Annotated in this window: 20 protein-coding genes; 3 read left to right on the top strand and 17 right to left on the bottom strand. The window is 44.1% G+C overall.

Annotation, left to right across the window (positions count from 1 at the left end):
- Positions 1 to 7 precede the first annotated feature (7 nt).
- The 16 genes from dusB to T355_RS0108965 all read right to left on the bottom strand — a co-directional run bounded on the left by dusB (position 8) and on the right by T355_RS0108965 (position 18,202).
- A complete protein-coding gene (gene dusB, locus T355_RS0109040; protein WP_027397471.1) occupies positions 8 to 964 on the bottom strand; it encodes a tRNA dihydrouridine synthase DusB in 957 nt (318 codons plus the stop codon).
- A 3-nt stretch (positions 965 to 967) separates the two neighbouring features.
- Positions 968 to 1,732, bottom strand: a complete 765-nt coding sequence (locus T355_RS0109035; protein ID WP_027397470.1) for a type III pantothenate kinase — start codon at positions 1,730 to 1,732, stop codon at positions 968 to 970.
- A 29-nt stretch (positions 1,733 to 1,761) separates the two neighbouring features.
- Entirely contained in the window at positions 1,762 to 2,733 is a 972-nt protein-coding gene (locus tag T355_RS0109030; protein ID WP_027397469.1) for a biotin--[acetyl-CoA-carboxylase] ligase, read from the bottom strand.
- Positions 2,734 to 2,824: 91 nt separating this feature from the next.
- Positions 2,825 to 4,822, bottom strand: coding sequence for an ATP-dependent zinc metalloprotease FtsH (ftsH, locus tag T355_RS0109025; protein ID WP_027397468.1), 1,998 nt, complete (start codon positions 4,820 to 4,822; stop codon positions 2,825 to 2,827).
- Positions 4,823 to 4,949: 127 nt separating this feature from the next.
- Positions 4,950 to 5,486, bottom strand: coding sequence for a hypoxanthine phosphoribosyltransferase (hpt, locus tag T355_RS0109020; protein WP_027397467.1), 537 nt, complete (start codon positions 5,484 to 5,486; stop codon positions 4,950 to 4,952).
- Between the two features lies 1 nt (position 5,487).
- Positions 5,488 to 6,903: a tRNA lysidine(34) synthetase TilS gene (gene tilS / locus T355_RS0109015; RefSeq protein ID WP_027397466.1), complete on the bottom strand. Its 1,416-nt coding sequence runs from the start codon at positions 6,901 to 6,903 to the stop codon at positions 5,488 to 5,490.
- A 59-nt stretch (positions 6,904 to 6,962) separates the two neighbouring features.
- Positions 6,963 to 7,448, bottom strand: a complete 486-nt coding sequence (locus T355_RS0109010; RefSeq protein ID WP_027397465.1) for a S1 domain-containing RNA-binding protein — start codon at positions 7,446 to 7,448, stop codon at positions 6,963 to 6,965.
- 91 nt (positions 7,449 to 7,539) lie between these two features.
- A complete protein-coding gene (locus tag T355_RS0109005; protein WP_052212157.1) occupies positions 7,540 to 7,845 on the bottom strand; it encodes an FtsB family cell division protein in 306 nt (101 codons plus the stop codon).
- A 32-nt stretch (positions 7,846 to 7,877) separates the two neighbouring features.
- A complete protein-coding gene (locus tag T355_RS14815; RefSeq protein WP_051555506.1) occupies positions 7,878 to 8,912 on the bottom strand; it encodes a hypothetical protein in 1,035 nt (344 codons plus the stop codon).
- Positions 8,913 to 9,059: 147 nt separating this feature from the next.
- A complete protein-coding gene (locus tag T355_RS0108995) occupies positions 9,060 to 10,175 on the bottom strand; it encodes an MGDG synthase family glycosyltransferase (protein ID WP_027397463.1) in 1,116 nt (371 codons plus the stop codon).
- A gap of 108 nt (positions 10,176 to 10,283) precedes the next feature.
- A complete protein-coding gene (locus tag T355_RS0108990) occupies positions 10,284 to 11,042 on the bottom strand; it encodes an SDR family NAD(P)-dependent oxidoreductase (protein ID WP_027397462.1) in 759 nt (252 codons plus the stop codon).
- Positions 11,043 to 11,141: 99 nt separating this feature from the next.
- Complete coding sequence (locus T355_RS14105; RefSeq protein ID WP_051555505.1) at positions 11,142 to 11,474, bottom strand: HU family DNA-binding protein; 333 nt, start codon at positions 11,472 to 11,474, stop codon at positions 11,142 to 11,144.
- 143 nt (positions 11,475 to 11,617) lie between these two features.
- The gene (mazG, locus tag T355_RS0108980) at positions 11,618 to 13,054 is read right to left on the bottom strand and encodes a nucleoside triphosphate pyrophosphohydrolase (protein ID WP_027397461.1); all 1,437 of its coding nucleotides are present in this window, start codon (positions 13,052 to 13,054) and stop codon (positions 11,618 to 11,620) included.
- Between the two features lie 46 nt (positions 13,055 to 13,100).
- Positions 13,101 to 16,403 (bottom strand): transcription-repair coupling factor, encoded by a 3,303-nt coding sequence (gene mfd / locus T355_RS0108975; RefSeq protein ID WP_027397460.1) that lies wholly within the window; start codon positions 16,401 to 16,403, stop codon positions 13,101 to 13,103.
- A 125-nt stretch (positions 16,404 to 16,528) separates the two neighbouring features.
- Positions 16,529 to 17,446, bottom strand: coding sequence for an ATP-binding protein (locus tag T355_RS14100; RefSeq protein WP_051555504.1), 918 nt, complete (start codon positions 17,444 to 17,446; stop codon positions 16,529 to 16,531).
- 483 nt (positions 17,447 to 17,929) lie between these two features.
- Positions 17,930 to 18,202, bottom strand: a complete 273-nt coding sequence (locus T355_RS0108965; protein WP_027397459.1) for a hypothetical protein — start codon at positions 18,200 to 18,202, stop codon at positions 17,930 to 17,932.
- 347 nt (positions 18,203 to 18,549) lie between these two features.
- Here T355_RS0108965 and T355_RS0108960 point away from each other — a divergent pair, with 347 nt between their 5' ends.
- Positions 18,550 to 19,272 carry a zinc ribbon domain-containing protein gene (locus T355_RS0108960; protein WP_027397458.1) on the top strand — a complete coding sequence of 241 codons (723 nt, stop codon included), beginning with the start codon at positions 18,550 to 18,552 and terminating at the stop codon, positions 19,270 to 19,272.
- A gap of 16 nt (positions 19,273 to 19,288) precedes the next feature.
- Positions 19,289 to 19,786, top strand: a complete 498-nt coding sequence (locus tag T355_RS15435; protein ID WP_027397457.1) for a DUF805 domain-containing protein — start codon at positions 19,289 to 19,291, stop codon at positions 19,784 to 19,786.
- A gap of 55 nt (positions 19,787 to 19,841) precedes the next feature.
- Here the strand turns inward: T355_RS15435 and T355_RS15295 are convergent, their stop codons facing one another.
- Positions 19,842 to 20,144 carry a hypothetical protein gene (locus T355_RS15295; protein ID WP_155851705.1) on the bottom strand — a complete coding sequence of 101 codons (303 nt, stop codon included), beginning with the start codon at positions 20,142 to 20,144 and terminating at the stop codon, positions 19,842 to 19,844.
- 201 nt (positions 20,145 to 20,345) lie between these two features.
- Between T355_RS15295 and T355_RS0108945 the strand changes: the two genes are divergently transcribed.
- Positions 20,346 to 20,603, top strand: a 258-nt coding sequence (locus tag T355_RS0108945; RefSeq protein ID WP_027397343.1) for a transposase, incomplete at its 3' end; no start/stop codon positions are given.

The following is a 20,603-nucleotide window of genomic DNA, read 5'->3' as shown; positions in this document are numbered from 1 at the left end:
ATATAATTTATTTCATTTTGGCGAGAATACGCAAGAAGTCGTCACGGGTTTCAGCCTTATTGAAAAGGACGCGGAGCTCGGCGTTGCCCTTGATGCCTCTGGTGTACCAGGTGGCATGCTTCCGCATTTCCCTTGGGCCCACGTAGTCTCCCTTGAATTTCAGCAGCATATCCAAGTGACGAAGAATAATTTCCTTACGCTCCTCCATGGTTGGCCCCGGCAACCGTTCCCCGGTCTTTAAATACTGGGTAAGCTGGCGGAATATCCAAGGATTGCCCTGGGCTGCCCTGCCTACCATAACAGCCTCACAGCCAGTTATTTCTCTTATTTTTATAAGGTCATCCACCGTTCTGATATCACCATTGGCAATTACAGGAATGTTCAGATGCTCCTTTACCTTGCGGATAATTCTCCAATTGGCATGGTCCCGATAGAACTGCTCACGGGTACGGCCATGTACTGCCACAGCCTTTACTCCAGCTTCCTCTGCCAGCTTGGCCATTTCCAATACATTTATGCGATTTTCATCCCAGCCAATGCGCATTTTGACGGTAACGGGCATACTTACTGCTCCCACAAGGGCTTTCAGCACCTTAAAGGCCCGCTCCGGATCCAGCATCATGGCTGAGCCCTCATGGTTCTTGACGATTTTTGGAGCCGGACAGCCCATATTAAAGTCAAGAATATCAGCACACCCTAGGGATTCTATATATTCAGCAGCTCTGGCCACACTGTCAGGCTCCGCTCCAAAAAGCTGCATGGCCATAGGCCGCTCAGCCTCCTCAGTGTGAAGCATTTTCAATGTGTGCTCATTGCGGTAGTTAATTCCCTTGTCACTGACCATCTCCGAATAAACCAAGGGACAGCCCATTTCCCGGGCCAATATTCTGTATGGAGTATCCGTTACTCCCGCCATAGGAGCCAAAAATACAGGGATAGGGAATTCGAAATTTCCAATTTTCATTAATTACTGATTCCTTTCATAGAGAACCCGCAGCCCCGTCAGTGTGAGGAAATGGTCGATTTCATCAATGGTCTGGGATTCCTTGGCAATCATCTTGGCATAACCGCCGGTGGCAATGACCTTCATTGGCTTGCCATATTCCTGTTTAATACGGCGAACTATTTCATCTATCTGGCCCACAAAGCCGAAAATAATACCAGCCTGCATACCAGTTATTGTGTTGCGGCAAATTACGTTTTTCGGGGTAACCAGCTCAATTCTTGGGAGCTTGGCAGCCTTTTGGAACAGCCCTTCAGCAGATGTTCCAAGGCCAGTGGAAATTACACCACCCAGAAAATCGCCATTTTCATCCACCACATCAAAGGTGGTGGCAGTACCAATATCAATAACAATAAGAGGACCACCGTACTGCTCGTAGGCACCAACCACATTAACAATACGGTCCGCACCGATATCACGCGGATTTTCATACTTCAGACGGATACCGGTTTTAATACCAGGGCCCACAATAAGAGGCTTTAAATGGAAGTAGCGCTCGCACATTTTCTCCATAGGCACCACCAATGGAGGTACTACTGAGGAAATAATGACAGCGGTAATATCCTCCATCTTGATACCGTGATACAGAAAGAGATTATTGATCTCCATACCGTATTCATCACTGGTTTTCTGACGCTCTGTAGATACACGCCAATGACGGTACAGCTTCTTGCCATCATAGGTCCCCAACACCACATTACTGTTGCCAATATCTATTACTAAAAGCATACTTGCCTCCACACTTTCATTTTACTAACTTACTTTCTTGGGCGAATGGATACATCTCCGGCGTAAACCTTGCGGATTTCCTCACTGCCCTCAGGCTTCACCAGCAGAGCCCCGTCCTCATCAATATCCACGGCCTCCCCGGCAAAGGTTTCATTGATACCCAATACATTAATGCTTTCACCAAGGGTTATGGATAGGCGGCGCCAGCTTTCAAGAACGCCCGCAAAGCCCCTTCTTCTCACATCCAGATAATGCACTTCAAGCCGCCTGAGTACCTCCTGGAAAAAGGCTACCCTGTCAAAATCTCCTAAAAACATGGACATGGAACCGGCTTTATCCTTTATATCCTCGGGGAATATTTTCGGATCAATAATAGCGTTAATCCCCATACCAATTACCACGTAATTTATACGGTCGATTTCTGCGCTCATCTCAGTGAGAATCCCCACCAGCTTCCGACCTTGATATAATATATCATTTGGCCATTTTATTCCAGCCCTTAACCCCACTTTTTCCATGGCCTCAGCGATGGCCACAGCTGCCATAAGGGTACACTTTGGTGCCTCCTGGGGAAGAAAATCCGGCTTTAATATAACAGAAAACCAGATGCCGCCCTTGGGACAGAAAAAGCTGCGGTCCAGACGGCCCTTGCCCGTATTCTGGCTTTCCGCCACCACTATGGTCCCATCCGGAGACCCCTGAGCTGCCAATCTCTTGGCCTCTGTATTCGTTGAAGCGATATCCTCAAAGGCCACGATATTACTTCCAATTATTTTATTGCCCAGACCATGGCTTATAACCTCTGGCAGAAGCCTGTCAGGGGCTCCCACAAGCTTGTAGCCGTTTCTGGCCTGGCTTACAATATTATAGCCAGCAGCCTTTAATTCATTTATATGCTTCCATACAGCCGTGCGGGACACTCCCAGCTTCTCCGCGATTTCCTCACCAGAGAGATATGAGTCACCGGCAGCCCGCAAAAGCCCCAAAATCCCCTGTCGCATAAAATTAAACCTCACTTTTCCATAAAACCATCAAAAGGGGCTGCTGCATTAATGATTTCATGCTTCAGCCCCCTATGGATAATAAACCTCGTTATTTTTCAGTGGTACTATTCAGTTTTGGTTCCGGTTCTGTATAGGGAACCTCCACCTCGTCCTCATCCTTTTCAGTAGAAGCATCGCCCTGAACAGGGGTCTCTTCCACTGGCTCCAAAGGAATCAGCTTTGGCTCATCGTCGTCATCCTTAGGCTCTTCCGTTTTCTTTTCAGCCTCTTCCTTTTCGGTGACATTACCAAAGCCAACAAGCTCCTTCAGCTCGGCAGCCTCCAAGGTTTCCTTCTCAATGAGTGCCTCAGCAATAACATGGAGCTTGTCGATATTTTCAGTAAGAAGTACGCGGCAGGCTTCATAAGCCTCCTCAATATACTTGCGAACCTCCTTATCGATATCGCTGGCCACATTCTCAGAGTAATTTCTCTGATTATTTATGTCACGTCCCAAGAACACCTGATGGTCACGGCTTTCACCGTAAGCCACCGGACCAAGGGTAGGACTCATACCATACTGGGTAATCATGCTTCTTACAAGCTGGGATGCTCTCTGGATATCATTCTGGGCACCAGTGCTGATTTCCTTCAAAACCACTTCCTCAGCCACACGGCCTGCCAGCAGTGTTTTAAGCTGATCCAGAAGCTCGCTTCTGGTAGCATAGGAGCGGTCCTCCTTAGGAAGCATAAGGGTATAGCCGCCAGCTCTGCCTCTAGGAATAATGGTAACCTTGTGGACAGGGTCAGCATTTGGAAGGAGCATACCTACCAAAGTATGACCACCCTCGTGATAAGCAGTGAGCTTCTTTTCCTTGTCGCTCATCACCTTGGATTTACGCTCAGGACCTGCCATTACGCGCTCGATGGATTCCTCCATCTCCTGCATGGCAATGGTCTTCTTGTCACGGCGGGCAGAAAGAAGTGCCGCCTCATTTACAAGATTGGAAAGATCTGCACCAGTAAAGCCCGGAGTCCGTCTTGCCAATACATTAAGATCAACATCCTTGTCCACCGGCTTATCCTTGGTATGAACCTTCAGAATAGCCTCACGGCCCTTAACATCTGGCTTGTCCACCACAATCTGGCGGTCAAAACGGCCTGGACGCAACAGGGCAGGGTCCAGAATATCAGGACGGTTAGTAGCCGCAATAATGATAATGCCCTCGTTGGCAGCGAAGCCGTCCATCTCAACCAGCATCTGGTTAAGGGTCTGCTCACGCTCATCGTGGCCACCGCCAAGGCCCGCACCACGCTGACGGCCTACGGCATCAATCTCATCAATAAATACGATACAAGGTGAGTTCTTCTTGGCCTGATCAAAAAGATCGCGAACGCGGGAAGCACCAACACCTACGAACATTTCCACAAAATCGGAACCGCTGATGGAGAAGAACGGTACTCCAGCCTCACCAGCAACAGCCTTGGCCAGCAAGGTTTTACCAGTACCCGGAGGACCAAAGAGAAGTACGCCCTTTGGAATCTTGGCTCCCAGCTGATTAAACTTGCCCGGATGCTTCAGAAATTCTACGACTTCCTCCAGCTCCTGCTTTGCCTCATCAGCACCAGCCACGTCATCAAAGCGAACCTTAACCTTGTCGCCACCGCTCATTTTTGCACGGCTCTTACCAAAGGACATAACCTTGCCGCCGCCCCCCTGGCTCTGCTGCATGATAAAGAACCATACACCCACCAAGAGAAGGATAGGCAATACAGAGGACAACAGGGTGGACCACCATGGTGGTTCTGGCGGATTTTCCGCCTTAATATCTACATTTTTATCGGAGAGCAGCTTGATAATATCACTGTTCTCACTAGGATAAGTAGGCAGCACAGTAGTAAATTCGGTACCATCACTTAAGGTACCCTTAATGATATTTTCAACAATAACTACCTTTGCTACCTTGCCATCATTGGTCTCCTGTACAAAGGATGAATAATTCATCTCCATCTTGGAAGGACCCTTGGCAGAGAAATAATCAATTAATGATATAGCAACCAGAATGATAAGCAGGTAAAAACCCACATTACGGATAAACTTATTCAAACCTCAACCCCCTAAAAAGGCAATAACCTGGTGAAATAAAAATTCAACCAATGGTAAATGGTATTACAATCTTCACAACTCATAATTATATCACATTGAAAGATTATCTTACAGTATCATGAAAATATCATGAATAAATTTCTCTCTTAAGAACGCCAATTACTGGCAGGTTTCTGTACTTCTCAGCATAATCAAGGCCATAGCCTACCAGGAACTCGTCCGGAACCTCAAAGCCGCAATAGTCGATATCTACATCCACCTGACGACGGGATGGCTTGGAAAGGAGTGCACACAGCTTAACGCTGGCTGGCTTGCGGTCACGAAGGAGAGCCATAAGATTGCTCATGGTAATGCCGGAATCAATAATATCCTCCACCAAAAGCACATGACGGCCGGCAATATCCTTGTTCAAATCCTTCTTAATGTTAACTTTGCCGCTGGACACAGCAGCATCCCCATAACTGGAGGCTGCGATAAAATCAATATTGATTGGCAGTTTAATCTGTCTGATAAGGTCAGTAAAGAATACTGCTGCACCATTTAAGATACCTACCACAACTACATCCTTGCCCTCATAATCCTTGGCAATCTGCTGACCAAGCTCAGCAACCTTTGCTGCAATAGTTTCTTCATCAAACATTACACTTTCCAAATCTTTTTCCATTTTATTCTTCTCCTTTGTCATAAGAAAGTATTATATACTGCTTTGTCTCCTTGTCAGCCAGGGCCACCTTAGTTTGCCTCAGCCCAACCACCCAGATGATATCACCTGTACAGCTATTGACCACCAAAGGCACCCTGTCCCGACTGCTCCGTTCCACCTTTGCATCTACAAAAAAATCCTTCAGCTTTTTGCTGCCATTCTCAAATCTGATTCTGTCACCATCGTGGCGGTAACGTACCATAAGCTCTGTACCGCATCTGGCGGCATCGCAATATATTTTATTTTTGGAAAAGGACTTCTCCCCTTCCAGGGAATCAGCTACATAGGCAGATATAGTATCACCATAGGGCAAGACTACAGAACTCCCCAGCTTAAGAATTTTATATGGTGTATCTTCTATTGTACCATGACTTGTCAAAATTTTTTCAGTTTTTTTTGATAAATAAAAAAAATCATAACTGATTTTGGCAGTACATCTGTCCGGAAGATTCAGTGAGCTGCCGGTAGCATTTCTGTCAATAAGCTCCAGCACCGCTTCGATATGCTGAAATGAAAGGGCCGTGCCGTGACTTATCTTGCTGACCATCTGCTGAATAAGCCTCCGTCTGATAGCCAGCGGCTCCTTTATAAAATCAGAAATTTTAATTTTATAGCTATTTTCTCCCTGCCCATCAAACTGACACAGCCTCTCCTCTGCCTTGATGGTAAGCTCATGCAGCAGCTCCTCCTCAGCAGAGGCCGTTTCCGCAAGGTTGCACAAGCTACGGGTAATGTTTTTGTTATATTCCTTCTTTAATAAAGGCAGCAATTGAAGACGCAGCCTGTTACGGGTGCAGTCAGTCTCCTCGTTGGTGGCGTCATGCCGCGGCGAAAGGCCCTGATGATGACAATATTCCACCAGCTCTGCCTTGGTAAAGGCCAACAATGGGCGAATAATATTTCCCCGCTTTGGCAAAATTCCCGTAAGCCCGTTAAGTCCAGTCCCACGTAATAGATGCATCAATACGGTTTCCGCCTGGTCATCAGCATGATGGGCGGTGGCAATAAAAGCATTCCCCAATTCCCCAGCCAATTTATCCAAAAAGGCATATCGCATTTGTCTGGCACAGGTCTCAAGAGACTCTCCCCTTGCCCTGCTAAGCTCTGGGATGTTGGCCGACTCTGAATAAAAGGGGATTTCCCTTTCAAGGCAGTAATTCTTCACAAAGGACTCATCGTCCTTGGAAGCCTGTCCTCTTATACCATGCTCAAAATGTGCAGCCACCACCTTAATAGCCAGCTTTTCCTTCAAGCTCCATAAAATATCCAATAAGGCCAAAGAATCCGGTCCGCCGGAGCAGGCCACTATTACAGTGTTTCCTGGCTCTGTAAGGGAATTAGACTGCCAATATTCTGTTAGGCGTTTTTCCAATGTCATAATTACCCTCCATAAAGCAAAAAAGCACCTTATTAAAGGTGCTTTTAAAAAGTCTGTTTTTATCTTCTGCGGCCACCGCCACGGCCACCGCGCTTTGAATCTGTCTTACGGCTAAGATCAGTGAGTCGTTCGTCACTGTCCTTAAGGAAGCGGGACAGCTTGTCCTCAAAGGATGCATTTGCATTATTGAAACGACTGCCACCGGCATTACGGCCAAATCCACCAGCTGGCTTGCTGGATACAGGACGAGATTCAAAATTCTTCTTTTCAAAAGGCTTCTTTTCGAAACTCTGCTGCTCTTCTGGTTTCTTTTCCTGAGCGCGTTTTATGGAAAGTGCAATCTTTCCCTTTTCATCAACGGAAAGTACTTTGACCTTTACATTATCCTGCTCTTTCAGGAATTCCTTAACATCACTTACGTAAACATCTGCTACTTCAGATATGTGCACAAGGCCAACCTTACCCTCTGGAAGGTTAACAAAAGCACCAAAATTAGTAATGCCGGAGACAACGCCTTCAACAATACTACCAACTTCAATGGACAAAATACTTCCTCCTTAGATAATATAACACTAACACAAGTTATTATACTATCCTGTTTCTTACAGTGTCAAGAATTTCAAGGCCTGAGAGTACCTACTTTTTTTGATAAATATAAGGAATTTCCCCGTCCTTGGTCATGCCCAAATCCTCTCTGGCCAGCTTCTCAACATAAGAAGGATCCACCAGCTGCTCCTTTTCCTGCTGCAGCTGTTCATTTTCCTCCTGAGCCGCCTTAAGCCTTGCCTCCGCCTGAACCTTGTCCTGGCTCAGATCATGATAGGTAAAAGCCTGTTCACCCAGTTTAAAGGCTGCCAGCAAAAACATAAGGGCCATTATAATAACGAACCAGTTAATCTGACGCCTCTGAGGTCTTGCACTATGTAATCTTGTCCTGCTCACAAACGTCCTCCTTTCTGGTTCTTAATCATCAATTAATTTTCACTCCACTGATAATAATCCGTTGTGGCAATGCGCCTATAGATGGAGCTGCACTCATCACAGGCAAATCGGGCCACAGTATCTCTCATGTCAGCACGCCCATTAATAATCTTAACGGCCTCCGGCTCCAGATACCTCATATTGGCACCGCAGCGAGGGCAGGAGCAATTGCCATTTTCGTCCTTTTTGAGCTGCATAGGCTCCAAATCACCAGTTCCGATAATCTTCTTTCTTTCCGGTGGCAGAGTCAGCTCCTCCAAATCAAATCTCTCATAAAGGCCTGAGCTTAACAGCTCACGGTAAAAGGTCTCACAACGACGACATATATAACGTGGCTTAACATTTTCATAGTCCACCTTGCCATTGACTACCCGCACCTGGCCCCCATCAGAAAATTCCAGCTCCTGATTGCAGGCAGGACAGAGATAATGGCCGGAGCCATTCTTGGCAAGGGCCACCACCGGATTAATATCCGTAACGGTGTTCTTCTGCGGCTGTTCCTGCTGGTCCTCTTCCTCCAATGGAAAGGTATCATACATACCAGAGGTAAGAAGCTCACGATAAAACACCTTACAACTATCACATATAAACTTCGGCTTAATGCTTTCGTAATCCACCTTATCCCCTATGACTCTTATGGCACCACCTTCGGTGCAGCGCAGGGTATTTTTGCAACGGGGACAATTATAGCTGCCACCCCGCCCCTTAATAAGATGAACCACAGTTTCAACATCCTTAGATGATTTTTCCCCAGACTCCTCGTCAGTCCCCGGAATATCCAGATGCAAGGTCTTGGCTTCTTCCTTCAGCTCATCGTCCAAATCAAAGACATCATAATATCCGGAATGAAGCATTTCTCTGTAGAACTTTTGACAATAAAAGCACACATGGCGAGGCTTAATATTTTCATAATCTACCTTGCCATCCACTACCCGTACCTGGCCACCATCTTTATACACTAAGGGTCTTTTGCACTCCGGGCACAAAAGAGCACCGTTTTCTCCACTTTCCAATGCGGTAACTGCCAAATTAACCACCACACACTTTCTATAGTGTAACTAAATGAAAACAGCAAAAAGAGAAAAATAGAAACTATCCAGATTTTTCCAGACAGCTTTTCACACATATTATAGCATGAAAAATAAATCTAAAATACTGAAAATTTTGATTTTATCTTAGCCCATGCGCTGGGCAATTTCTTTGGCAGCATCAGTACGCCTGTATTTCAAGGAATTTTGGCTCATTTGCTCCAGCTTTTCAGGATGGGCCAGCAAATCACCAATTATCTTGGAAAGGCTGTCCCCGGAATGAAGCCACACAGCCATGCCCCCCTCGGACATGAAACGGGCATTATCCGTCTCCGGTCCTGGTATCGGCTCATGAAGCACCATTGGCAGTCCCAAGGACATAGCCTCTGTTAAGGTCAGGGCCCCAGGCTTGGTTATGAGGATATCAGAGGCAGCCATCATAACCGGCACCCTATCAGTATATCCCCAGGTTATAATATTGTGGTGGGATTTTGCAGCAAAGGCGTCCACCTTTTTCTTTAGGTCTTCATTACGGCCGGCTATGACGAGCAGCTGTAATTTCATTTTGATTTTTTCCAGCTGATCCATGGCGGCATCCATCCCCCCGAGGCCCAGACCGCCTCCCATCATTAGGACCACAGGCATATCCGTATCAAGGCCCAGCTCCTGACGGCACAATACCTTGTCATAGCTGTGGCAAAATGGCTCTGAAACGGGAATGCCACTGACGTGAATAATATCACGGCTGATACCGAATTCCACCAGCTGTTCCCGCATGGAATCAATGGCCACAAAATAATGGTTCAGCTTTGGGCAGACCCACATCTGATGAACAGAATAATCTGTAATTATGGCACAGGAATCAAAGTCAGCCCTTTTATGCTCCAAGAGATGGGACACTGCATCTGCAGGGAAGGGATGGGTACAGATAATGGTATCCGGCCTGTATTTTTTTATAAGTGTCTTCATGGAATACACAATAACGGAGCTCATGGCCCATTTTACAAAGCCGCCCTTCTTTTTGCCGGCGGTAAACTGGTACATAAACTCGTAAAGATTCGGCACAAAGTACAGCATATTAAGGTAGCAGCTCTTCATAAAAGCATTTACCCAGGAGGTTTTCACGGACATGAAATCAATAATATTTATGACAGCATCAGGATGCTGTTTTTTTATGCCTTCAGCCACTGCCGCTGCCGCCTTTTCGTGGCCTGAGCCCACAGACGCCGTTACAATGAGAAAGGACTTAGCCTTTGGCTTCATGCACCAGTACCTCCTTAAATATGTGCAAAAAATATAGCGGTGTCATTGTTTCCGCCGCTTAATAAGGCTCATTGTACCACACCGCTAAAAAAGTATCAACATTTTACACTAAGCTGTAATTCCTCCGTCCACACTCCATATAGCACCGTTGACGAAGGCTGCATCAGCTGAACACAAAAATTCAATTACTCCCGCAATTTCCTCAGGGGTTCCGATTTTCCCCAATGGATAAACAGAACTCATTTCTTTCAGTGCTGCTTCCCGATCAGGATATTGCTCCAGCTGTTTTTCCGTGAGAGGTGTCATCACATCTCCCGGGCACACACTGTTGACTCTTATATTCCACGGTGCCAGCTCCAAAGCCATAGCCTTGGTGAACAGATTTACGGCTCCCTTGGAGGCACAGTAGGCACTACAAAGCATATTCCCATGAATCCCCGCATCAGAGGAAACATTTACTATTACACCAGAACCCTGCTTCTTCATTGCCGAAACAGCCTGTTGGGTCATAAAATACGTTCCCTTAACATTTATATCCATGATGAGGGCAAAATCCTCTTCCCCCATATCCTCAATAGCCCGTTCGAAGTAAACCCCTGCGGAATTAACCAGCACATCAATGGAGCCATAAAGCTCCGTTGCCTTTTCCACAGCATTTTTACAATCATCTATTTTTCTCACATCACAGGGAATATAATTGCAGCTGGCACCACCGATTCTTTCCATTACGGTCTTTACAGCCCGCAGGCCTCGATCAGCATTCCGTCCCAGCAAAACCACATTATACCCTTTTCCGGCAAATCTTATAGCGGTGGCCAGACCAATCCCTGAAGTACCACCAGTAATCAAAACTGTTTTTTTATCCATAAATATCGGTTCCCTTAATCCAAGCCTCCCCCACGGAAGGCAACAAAAAGGCTGCCTCAGAAATTTGCGGCAGCCAGATTGTATAAGAAATAACGTTTTTTATTTTTTCTTGCCCTTCTTAGCCTTCTTGTCCTTTTTAGCTGGAGCTGCGCCCTTCTTAGGGTTTACAGCATCCTTCAAAGCCTTACCAGCTTTGAATGCAGGGTTCTTAGAAGCTGCAATCTTGATTTCCTCACCAGTCTGAGGGTTACGGCCGGTACGAGCGGCACGAGCTTTAACCTCGAAAGTACCAAAACCAATCATCTGAACCTTGTCGCCAGCTACCAGAGCTTCCTGTACGCTTGCAAACAGGCCATTTACTGCCTTTTCAGCATCCTTCTTGGTAAGGCCAGCCTTTTCTGCAACCTTTGCAACCAACTGAGACTTATTCATATACATCCTCCTCTTATTTAGGTATAACTGAAAACCCGCATAATTACTAGGTTTTCACCCCTTCGTTGTCTTCAATATACCATAAACACTGGGTTTCTGCAAGAAAAGTATAAAAAATTATTGAATTTTTTTGAATTTTAGCACTATTTCGCCGCATTCCACAGCTCATCCAGCTCATTTAAGGTGAACTCTGACCATTTTTTGCCAGATTCTTTTACCTTCTTTTCCACATAGTGGAAGCGCTTGGTAAACTTTCTGTTGGTATTCATAAGAGCCAGCTCCGAGTCTACCTTCAAAAAGCGGGCAAGATTTACCACGGTAAACAGTACATCTCCCAGCTCCTCCTCAATATGCTTTGGATCACCTTCCAGCTGGGCCTCCTTCAGCTCCTCCACTTCTTCACTTATCTTGTCCCAAACCGGTGCAATTTCATCCCAGTCAAAGCCAACCTTTGCGGCCTTGTGCTGGAGCTTTTGGGCACTCATCAGGGCTGGCAGTCCCATTGGAACCCCATCCAATACAGAGTCTCTGTCCTTCTTTTCCTTCTTCTTAATGGACTCCCATGCCATTACTGCCGCCCCGGCATCTGAAGCCTGCACGTCACCGAAAATATGTGGATGACGACGAACCAGCTTCTCTGTGGCTTCATCAATAACCTCCTGCATGGAAAAAGCCCCTGTTTCCTCTGCCATGCGGGCATGGAAGACGACCTGCAAAAGCAAGTCCCCCAATTCCTCACACAAAAGGTGAGGGTCCTGAAGTTCAATAGCCTCCAGCACCTCATAGGTTTCCTCTATTAAATTGGTGCGAATACTTTCATGAGTCTGGGCAATGTCCCAAGGGCATCCACCTGGGGAGCGGAGAGTGTGTACAATATCTTTAAGCGGAGTAATATCGAACTCCTCCTTGCTCTTAAAAGGTGGAACATAAAGGCTGGTGAGATAGTCTATATCCGGCTGGCGATCCAGCTCAAAAAGCTCAATGGTACGAATGCTTTCGTCTGGCATTCCCAGCTTATGAATGTAGGTAATAGGATATTCATCGGGGAATACCTCCATAAGACTCAATTTGGTATCCGATGCAATCTGAGGGCTGTAAACCTGGGTAATAACCAGTCCTGTAGGCATATCCACCGGCAGCTGGTCAAAATCCTCTGCATCAATTATGGTCATGCCATCAATAGGGTCAATGCCCAGCTTGCTGTACAGCACCTCCACAAAGCTCATCCCCGGCTGGATATCCAGCTTAATATTTTCCTGCTGACAGTATTCCCGCAAAAGGACCACGGTTTTTTCAGCCACCATAGGACTGCCCGGCACTGCATATACCAAATCATCTGTTGCAGCCTTCTTAACCAAATCCTTGGCAATGGCCTCATAAAGGGCCTCAAAGCTCTCTGCCCCCTCATAGAAGCTGTCATAGGAGGTAAAGCTGATACCCCTTTCCTTTATCATTGGTACCGTAGGGTGCTTTTCCGTACGGAAATACAAATACTGGGCGTTTTTCATACGCTCCCAGCTGTCTATGGTTATGAGTCCAAAATCACCGGGGCCAAGGCCAATAACAGTAATACTGCCCATTTATACAATCCTCCCACATAAGTTTCATTCATCACATATTAACAAATTATTTTGAAGCGGCACCAGCCACAGCCTTGCCGTTTAATATTTCCATAATTGCCAGCACAAAGTCGTGAATAGTAGCCCTTGGCACAATACTTAAATCAATGAGCATAGCCTTGGCCTGATTGTCAAATTTCACATGGTTGCCGTACATCCCGGAAACCTCCAGAAGATTTTCCACCGGACATTTAGGCTCACCGGCAAAATAAATTTCCAGATACTGGCTGCCCTCTGTTATGCGCTGAACTCCCGAAAGTCTGGCCTCATTTCTGATACGGGCCACCGTAAAGAGGTTCATCACAGACTGTGGTGGATCACCAAAGCGGTCCACCATCTCATCCATAAGCCTGTTCAGGGCTTCATTATTTCTCAGAGCTGCCAGACGCTGATAAATCTCAATCTTGTGCATGGCGTTGCCCACGTATTCATTGTCGATATAGGCCTGAACCTTTATCTCTACCAATGGGTCTGTCTGACGCTCCACTGGCTTGCCTGTCTTAAGCTCCTGCACCGCATCATCCAGCATGCGACAATACATTTCAAAACCCACACTGGCAATATGGCCATGCTGCTGGGAGCCAAGGAGATTTCCCGCCCCACGGATTTCCAAATCACGCATGGCAATCTTAAAGCCAGCTCCCAATTCCGCAAATTCCTTAATGGCCTGAAGTCGCTTCTCTGCCACCTCCGACAGCACCTTATCCTGCTTGTACAGGAGATAAGCGTAAGCAATATTCCGTGAACGGCCTACTCTGCCCCGCATCTGGTAAAGCTGGGCCAGACCGAATTTATCCGCGTCGTACACAATAATTGTATTGGCATTGGACACATCCAGTCCGCTTTCAATAATAGTGGTGGAAAGGAGTATATCAAACTGTCCCTCGTAAAATTCCACCATAACTCGCTCCAGCTGGGCCTCCGGCATCTGACCATGGCCCACCCGGATATTGGCATCAGGAACCAGCTTTTCCAATCGGGCCAGCATTGAGTAAATACTATCCACCCGATTATATACGAAATAAATCTGTCCCCCACGCTTCAGCTCCCTGTTAATAGCGTTACGGATAATATTATCGTTTTCCTCCACCACATAGGTCTGAACCGGGAACCTCTCCTGGGGCGGCGTTTCAATAACGCTCATATCCCTAGCTCCTGCCAAAGACATATGGAGAGTTCTTGGAATAGGGGTGGCACTTAGAGTAAGCACATCTATGCCTATGGCCATCTGCTTTATCTTTTCCTTTTGGGAAACGCCAAAGCGCTGCTCCTCATCCACTATGAGAAGTCCCAAATCATGGAATTTAACCTTTTTGGCATTTAAAATGGCATGGGTCCCAATGAGAATGTCCACCTGACCGGACTCAACCTTGGCCACCACAGCCTTTTGTTCCTTTTGACTTCTGAAGCGGTTAATAACCTCCACAGTTGGCCCAAAATTATGAAATCTTTCCGCAAAGGTCTGGTAATGCTGCTGAGCCAAAACAGTGGTAGGCACCAGCACCGCCACCTGCTTGCCGTCCATAACAGCCTTGAAGGCCGCACGGATGGCCACCTCGGTTTTGCCAAAGCCCACATCACCGCAAAGGAGACGGTCCATAGGCTGCTGACGCTCCATATCCGCCTTGATTTCAGCTATGGCTGTCAGCTGGTCATGGGTTTCCTCATAAGGGAAGGCATCCTCAAACTCCCGTTGCCATACAGTATCCGGAGAAAAGGCATATCCCTCATCCCGCTTCCTTTTGGCATAGAGATTGATGAGCTCCTTGGCAATATCCTTTACGGAGGAACGGACCTTATTCTTTGTCTTGGTCCAGCTGGAGCTGCCAATCTTGTGGAGTCTTGGCACCTCACCTTCCTTGCCGATATATTTCTGCAGCATGCTTACCTGGTCAGTAGGCACGAAAAGACGATCCTCACCGCCATACTGAATATAGAGGTAATCCCTCTTAATCCCGTTGATTTCCTCGGTCTTTACACCGCAGTATTTACCAATACCATACTGGGAATGAACCACATAATCCCCCACGTTGATCTCGCGGAAATGATGTATGCGGTCCTCCTTGCTGATGCGGGAAAGGCGCTTTTTCTGGCGTCCGAATATATCCTTTTCCGAAATTACAACCAGCTTGGCCCCCGGCAGCTCAAAGCCATTTAAAAGACTTCCCTTAACTACCGTTGCCACTCCTGGTCTAAGGGCAGTATCCGTATCCCCTTCAACGGATGCCAGACGGTTTCGGCCCAATATTTCCCGCACAGAGGATACCTTGGCCATATCCCCCAGAGTAACGATAACCTGATTCTTATCCCCCAGCCAGCTTTCCATATCGTTGGTAAACATATCAAACTGGCGCTGGTAGGAAGCCACCCCCTGTACGGATACACCAATAAGGTGGTCGAGATTTATACTGTGAAGGCTATGAAGCATCATGGCCATGTAAATTACATTATAGGAATTAATTTTCCCCAGAAAATCCTCCCAGGAAAAAAGACGGCCCTTGATATCCGGATTTTCCTTAGCCAGCTTTATGATTTCTTCACGTACTTTCAGTGGATCATCAACAATTACTGCCGCCTCATTGGTAATAAATTCCGTAAACATGGCCTTGCGATGCTTATCATCAAATACATCGAAGGGCAGAATTTCTGCCTTGTCAGTCTTGGATATGGAGGTCTGGTTTTCCACATCAAAAAAGCGTATGGAATCCACCTCATCATCAAAGAATTCCATACGATATGGAGCATGACTATTTACGGGGAATACGTCCACAATACCGCCACGGACGCAGAATTCCCCCTGCATATCCACCTGGTCCACCCGTTCATAGCCCATTTTTACCAGCTGATCCAGCAAATCATCACGCTCGATGACAGTGCCCACCTTCAGCTTTAGACTCAGGGCCTTAAACTGTTTTGGTGATATACCCTTCTGGGCTGCTGCCTGGGCAGTGGCCAATATAATTCTGGTATCCCCCTTAAGGAGGCTTCCCAATATTTCCATACGGCGGGAATTTCTGGCAATACCCTTGGCTGCCGCATTAAAATCCACCATATCAAGAACAGGCAGCTCCACCACCTCAGTATCAGGCAGCAAAGACGTGAGATTGTCCTTCCATGCCCCCAGCTCGTCCTGATCATAGGTGATGATTATACTCGTTCTTGGATTTTCCGCATAACAAGCACAAAAGGAGGCATGCTTTTGGGTACCGGATAAACCGTACACAAAGGCCTGCCCCTTTCCTCTGTTATAGCAGGTGCTCATTTGCTCTATTGAACTGTCCTTTAACATGACAGATAACAAATTCTGCATTACTTCACCTTACACTTTTCTGTTTGTATATAAAATTCAACTATTGTAAAACATCGCATATATCATATCACAAAACAGTTGGTTAGGGTACTTAATATATACAATGTCACCAACAGTCAATACTTTCAATTTATGGAATATGTTGTTCCCCGGCCATTTCCTTTTCGTTTAATGTATCCGCTGGTATGGAGGGTATTCAGAGCCCGAATGGTTTTTGACTTACTCCAATCCAGTTTATCGGCGATTTCACTGCTGGAAAGCCTCATGCCAACTTCCAACACCTCCATTACCTTTTTATTGTCCGTGGTTATCTCGTAGGTAGTGGTGAAAGCCGGTAACACCACAAATACTGCATTGTCAGTCACTTCAAAGGATGGCTGTCTGGTTGCACCATTATAAGCCTCTTTTATCCGCTTAATGCCTGTTCCAAACATTTCAATAAGATGCAATCTAAAAAAGACATTGGCCACTATTGGATTTCTCAGGTCGGAAATAAAACCATTGATATATTCTTCCTTGGTAAGTCCCTTTGGCAATCCCCCTGGAGAAGCGATTTCTATTCTGTCAGAAAACATGGATATTCTGATATAAGGGTTATTATCCCAAGTTCGATGAACCAAAGCATTGGCCACAGCCTCCCTAAATGCCTTCTCAGGAATAATGTCAACCTTTCTTCGCTCTATCCCATCAATTTTATCGTATTGATAATAACGCTCATACATGGCCACAGCCATATCGTATTGTTTTAGCACAGATATCCCCGAATAGGTTTCTCTATCCATTATTTCACTGATACTATTGCCGAATCTGGCCATATCAATACCACTATTTTTATTTTCGTCTGCAAATAATGCCGCTGCAATATTATATTGTTTTTCCTCATTGTAAAAGCCAAAGGTCCGTAAAATATCATCCGTGAGCTTTGATACTCCCAATATTTCCTTCAGCTTTTTCTCCAAATAATCAAAGGTGAGCTGATTACTTCCGCAAGCCAGCTCTTCAAAATGCAGATTTGAACCTTCCAAGTTCTGCCCCTCTTTCATCTCTCTCCCTCCTGTTTCATGTCGTTTATGTTGCAATAATCATATAATATGTAAAGCAAAAATGCAACGAAAATATTTTCGTTGCATTTTTGTACCAAAATAATACTCGAAATTGATTATCGACTCTATGTATTATATAATATCAATGGGTGTTGTTTGGCGGAATATTTGCCCTCGCAAGGGGTGATGCCCATGAGCGATAGTATTATAGTAGTTTTACTGCTAATATTGCTAATAATCGTGGAAACAAAGAAATAAACCGCCCTAGCCGATCAAACTTAGGCGGTTTATAAAGTAAAACTTATAACAATCTGAGGGCGACCGCTAGACAGCACCCTTTTCTTGTGTCCATTATAACTCATGTATATATATTTTTCCATAGAAAAATATTGTATTTACCAGTTAGAATTCACAAATTGAACATGAACTGGTTCTGTAGGCAACCCTTCATCTGACCAAAAGAACACCCAATAACTACCAATTTTAAATAGCTGCGGCATGATCAAAGCCACCTTCCTGTGAGAATTCAATAATCAGATTTGCCGCCTCTTTAATAAATGCTAAATAGTAGTCTACTTCTTCCTTGGTGTATCCTTTTATATTTTCAGCCTTATATGATGGCAAAAAGCACTCCATACTATGAAAACAATCCTGCTCATCAGGAGTTTCGATATAAACTTTCACAGTACCATCATCATGCATTTCAGTGTGGGGAATCACAGTATCATCTTCTAAAGTCATAAATGGGTAAATCATAATATCCCCCCAACTACAAATTTAACGCTTTCCTTTCTTGGTTTGATTTTATCATTTTGGTTTCTTACCTGCAATCGCTGTTTGTAGCGGGTAAATAAGACTTCGCTCTGTTCCAAGTATCTGTTTTTCGTATTCCTATACTACGCAGTCATCTTATAATCAATAACAGCTACTTCCTGCATAAGCTGTTTCGCCACGGAAATTATATAATCCAGTTTCTGCATAACTTCGTGAGAAATCTCAATTTCACCACTATACGCATCATCAAAAAATTGTATAACAAGCAGGAGTTATAATATTATTTATAGAATAATTTGTGAGAATAATATTTCACTGGAGGTGTGTTCATGTATTGTAGAAAGTGCGGTAAGGAACTGCCTGATGATGCGCTATTTTGTAAATACTGTGGAGAAAAAATTAAAATACAAGAAAATCCTCATAAAGGTAATAAGCTATCAGGTATACATATTGTAGATATTGTAAGTAAATTTCCCATTAGTAAAATAGGAAAAAAAGGTGTCGCCATATTATGTTTAGCCATATTTATCATTGTAACTTGCATAAATGCTTTCGATTATTACGGTTGGCCGTTCTCTATCAATTTAAACGAAGTTAGTGCTGAAGGAACTAAATCAACTTTAACTATGCTATCTCCAGTTAAAATGGAAGAACAAAGAATAGATAATCCTGGTCCCAATATAAAACGATATGTCTATAAAACTGGATACGATAAAAATTATATTTGTGAAATTGGAGAGATTGAGCTTATTAATTCAGACGAAGAATTTAGTGAAGCTGATGCATTACTATCAATGGTAAAGGAATTGAAAAAGAAAACAACTAACCTTTATTCTGGAAAATACGAAAAGGTAAATATCGGAAAACTAAAAGGAACAAAGCTGAATATGACATTCACAGAAGGAATAGATGAATATAAGGCTCGGTCTGTAGCATTTCGTAAAAATAATATTATTTGGTGCGTATACATTGGATACAGGGCATCTCTTAACTATGGTGATAGGATTTCAGAACAGGTAATTGAAAGTATTAAAATTTCACCAAAGCAATAAAAAAGGAGGCATATATATGTATTGCAGCAAATGTGGAAAACCAATATCAGATGACTCAACTTTTTGTATGTATTGTGGAACTAAATTGGACAATAATCTTATTGATAAAGAATTAGTAAAGAAAGATACGCATACTACCAGCGACAACTCAATAAATGAAAAGCCATTCAATACAAAAGATAAAAATTATTATTCTGGTGTTTTTATAACAAGGTTAAGTACATTGTGGTCAGGAAGAATAAATAGGAAAGACTACATTATAGGCAATATTCTATTTTTTATTGCTTTTTTCCCATGCTTCTTTATAGATAATGATTTAATAATACAGATATTTGGATTGATTCTTTTCATTGCATGGGAAATATTCTCTATTCGTAGATTCCATGATGTTGATAAAGCAGGGTTTTATATTATCTTTTTATGCACCCCAATAGTTGGTCTTTTCTTTTTTATTTATTTAATATTTAAAAAAGGAACATCGGGAGAAAATCAATATGGTCCAGAGCCATCATAAGTTCTTATATATAAAAAATCCTTGCTAATTTTTTATGTTGCAAGCAATGAAAAACTCATCTGTCAGTTTTTCTGTGGCAAAGATTTTTTATATCCTCATTTATAAACGTATAGAATGCATCAGTTTCCGGAACTTTAGTAACATCGCCACCAGTATTAATAAAATCCGCATAGCTAATCCCTAGTAAAGAGGCCACTCTATAATAATGAGCTAAAGCATATTCTAATATAAATGGTGATAACATTGTGTTTATCCTATGAAACTCAGTATAGAGGGGGGAATGTTGAAAATTTAACATTGCTCTTTTAAAATTTTTATCATCATTATTTGTAGGAAACCAATTAGATAAATTAGACACAAATAATCTCACCAGAAATGGTACGCCCAAAATGGCAAACATCCAGTTACTATTATATAGATTAATGCCTATTAACAAAATACATATCAAAGAAAAGGCATCACACAATGATGAAATTATATTGATGTGATGTTAGTATGATTTAGTGGACACAAAAAGTGCGACACATTAAAATCTTGATTAGGAAAGGATGTGTTTCACATGGCCCACAACGGCAACCGATACTCTGAAGAATTCAAGCGTCAGATTATCGATTTGTACCTATCTGGCAAACCGGTTAAAGAGCTCGCAGATGAATATGGCTTAGTCGAGCAAACCATCTACAAATGGAAGAAGCTATATGCAGCAACCATCAAGGTTGATGAAAATAAAACCATTTCCTTAAAAGAGTATAATGCTCTTCAGAAGAAGATGCGTGAACTTGAGATGGAAAATGAAATCTTAAAAAAAGCTACAGCC

The sequence above is a fragment of the Anaerovibrio lipolyticus LB2005 genome (assembly GCF_000621545.1).
Lineage (GTDB): Bacteria > Bacillota > Negativicutes > Selenomonadales > Selenomonadaceae > Anaerovibrio > Anaerovibrio lipolyticus_A.
The sequence above is the reverse complement of the archived record's forward strand: the minus strand, read 5'-3'. Positions and strand labels throughout refer to the sequence as shown.

Bases quoted from the DNA above. Each gene is read 5' to 3' on its own strand.
- T355_RS14105 (WP_051555505.1), bottom strand. From the start codon at position 11,474: ATGAATAAGTCTCAGTTGGTTGCAAAGGTTGCAGAAAAGGCTGGCCTT.
- T355_RS0108990 (WP_027397462.1), bottom strand. From the start codon at position 11,042: ATGGATAAAAAAACAGTTTTGATTACTGGTGGTACTTCAGGGATTGGT.
- T355_RS15435 (WP_027397457.1), top strand. From the start codon at position 19,289: ATGTATTGCAGCAAATGTGGAAAACCAATATCAGATGACTCAACTTTT.
- dusB (WP_027397471.1), bottom strand. From the start codon at position 964: ATGAAAATTGGAAATTTCGAATTCCCTATCCCTGTATTTTTGGCTCCT.
- mfd (WP_027397460.1), bottom strand. From the start codon at position 16,403: ATGCAGAATTTGTTATCTGTCATGTTAAAGGACAGTTCAATAGAGCAA.
- tilS (WP_027397466.1), bottom strand. From the start codon at position 6,903: ATGACATTGGAAAAACGCCTAACAGAATATTGGCAGTCTAATTCCCTT.
- hpt (WP_027397467.1), bottom strand. From the start codon at position 5,486: ATGGAAAAAGATTTGGAAAGTGTAATGTTTGATGAAGAAACTATTGCA.
- mazG (WP_027397461.1), bottom strand. From the start codon at position 13,054: ATGGGCAGTATTACTGTTATTGGCCTTGGCCCCGGTGATTTTGGACTC.
- T355_RS0108995 (WP_027397463.1), bottom strand. From the start codon at position 10,175: ATGAAGCCAAAGGCTAAGTCCTTTCTCATTGTAACGGCGTCTGTGGGC.
- T355_RS0108965 (WP_027397459.1), bottom strand. From the start codon at position 18,202: ATGATTTACCCATTTATGACTTTAGAAGATGATACTGTGATTCCCCAC.
- T355_RS14100 (WP_051555504.1), bottom strand. From the start codon at position 17,446: ATGAAAGAGGGGCAGAACTTGGAAGGTTCAAATCTGCATTTTGAAGAG.
- T355_RS0108960 (WP_027397458.1), top strand. From the start codon at position 18,550: ATGTATTGTAGAAAGTGCGGTAAGGAACTGCCTGATGATGCGCTATTT.
- T355_RS0109030 (WP_027397469.1), bottom strand. From the start codon at position 2,733: ATGCGACAGGGGATTTTGGGGCTTTTGCGGGCTGCCGGTGACTCATAT.
- T355_RS0109035 (WP_027397470.1), bottom strand. From the start codon at position 1,732: ATGCTTTTAGTAATAGATATTGGCAACAGTAATGTGGTGTTGGGGACC.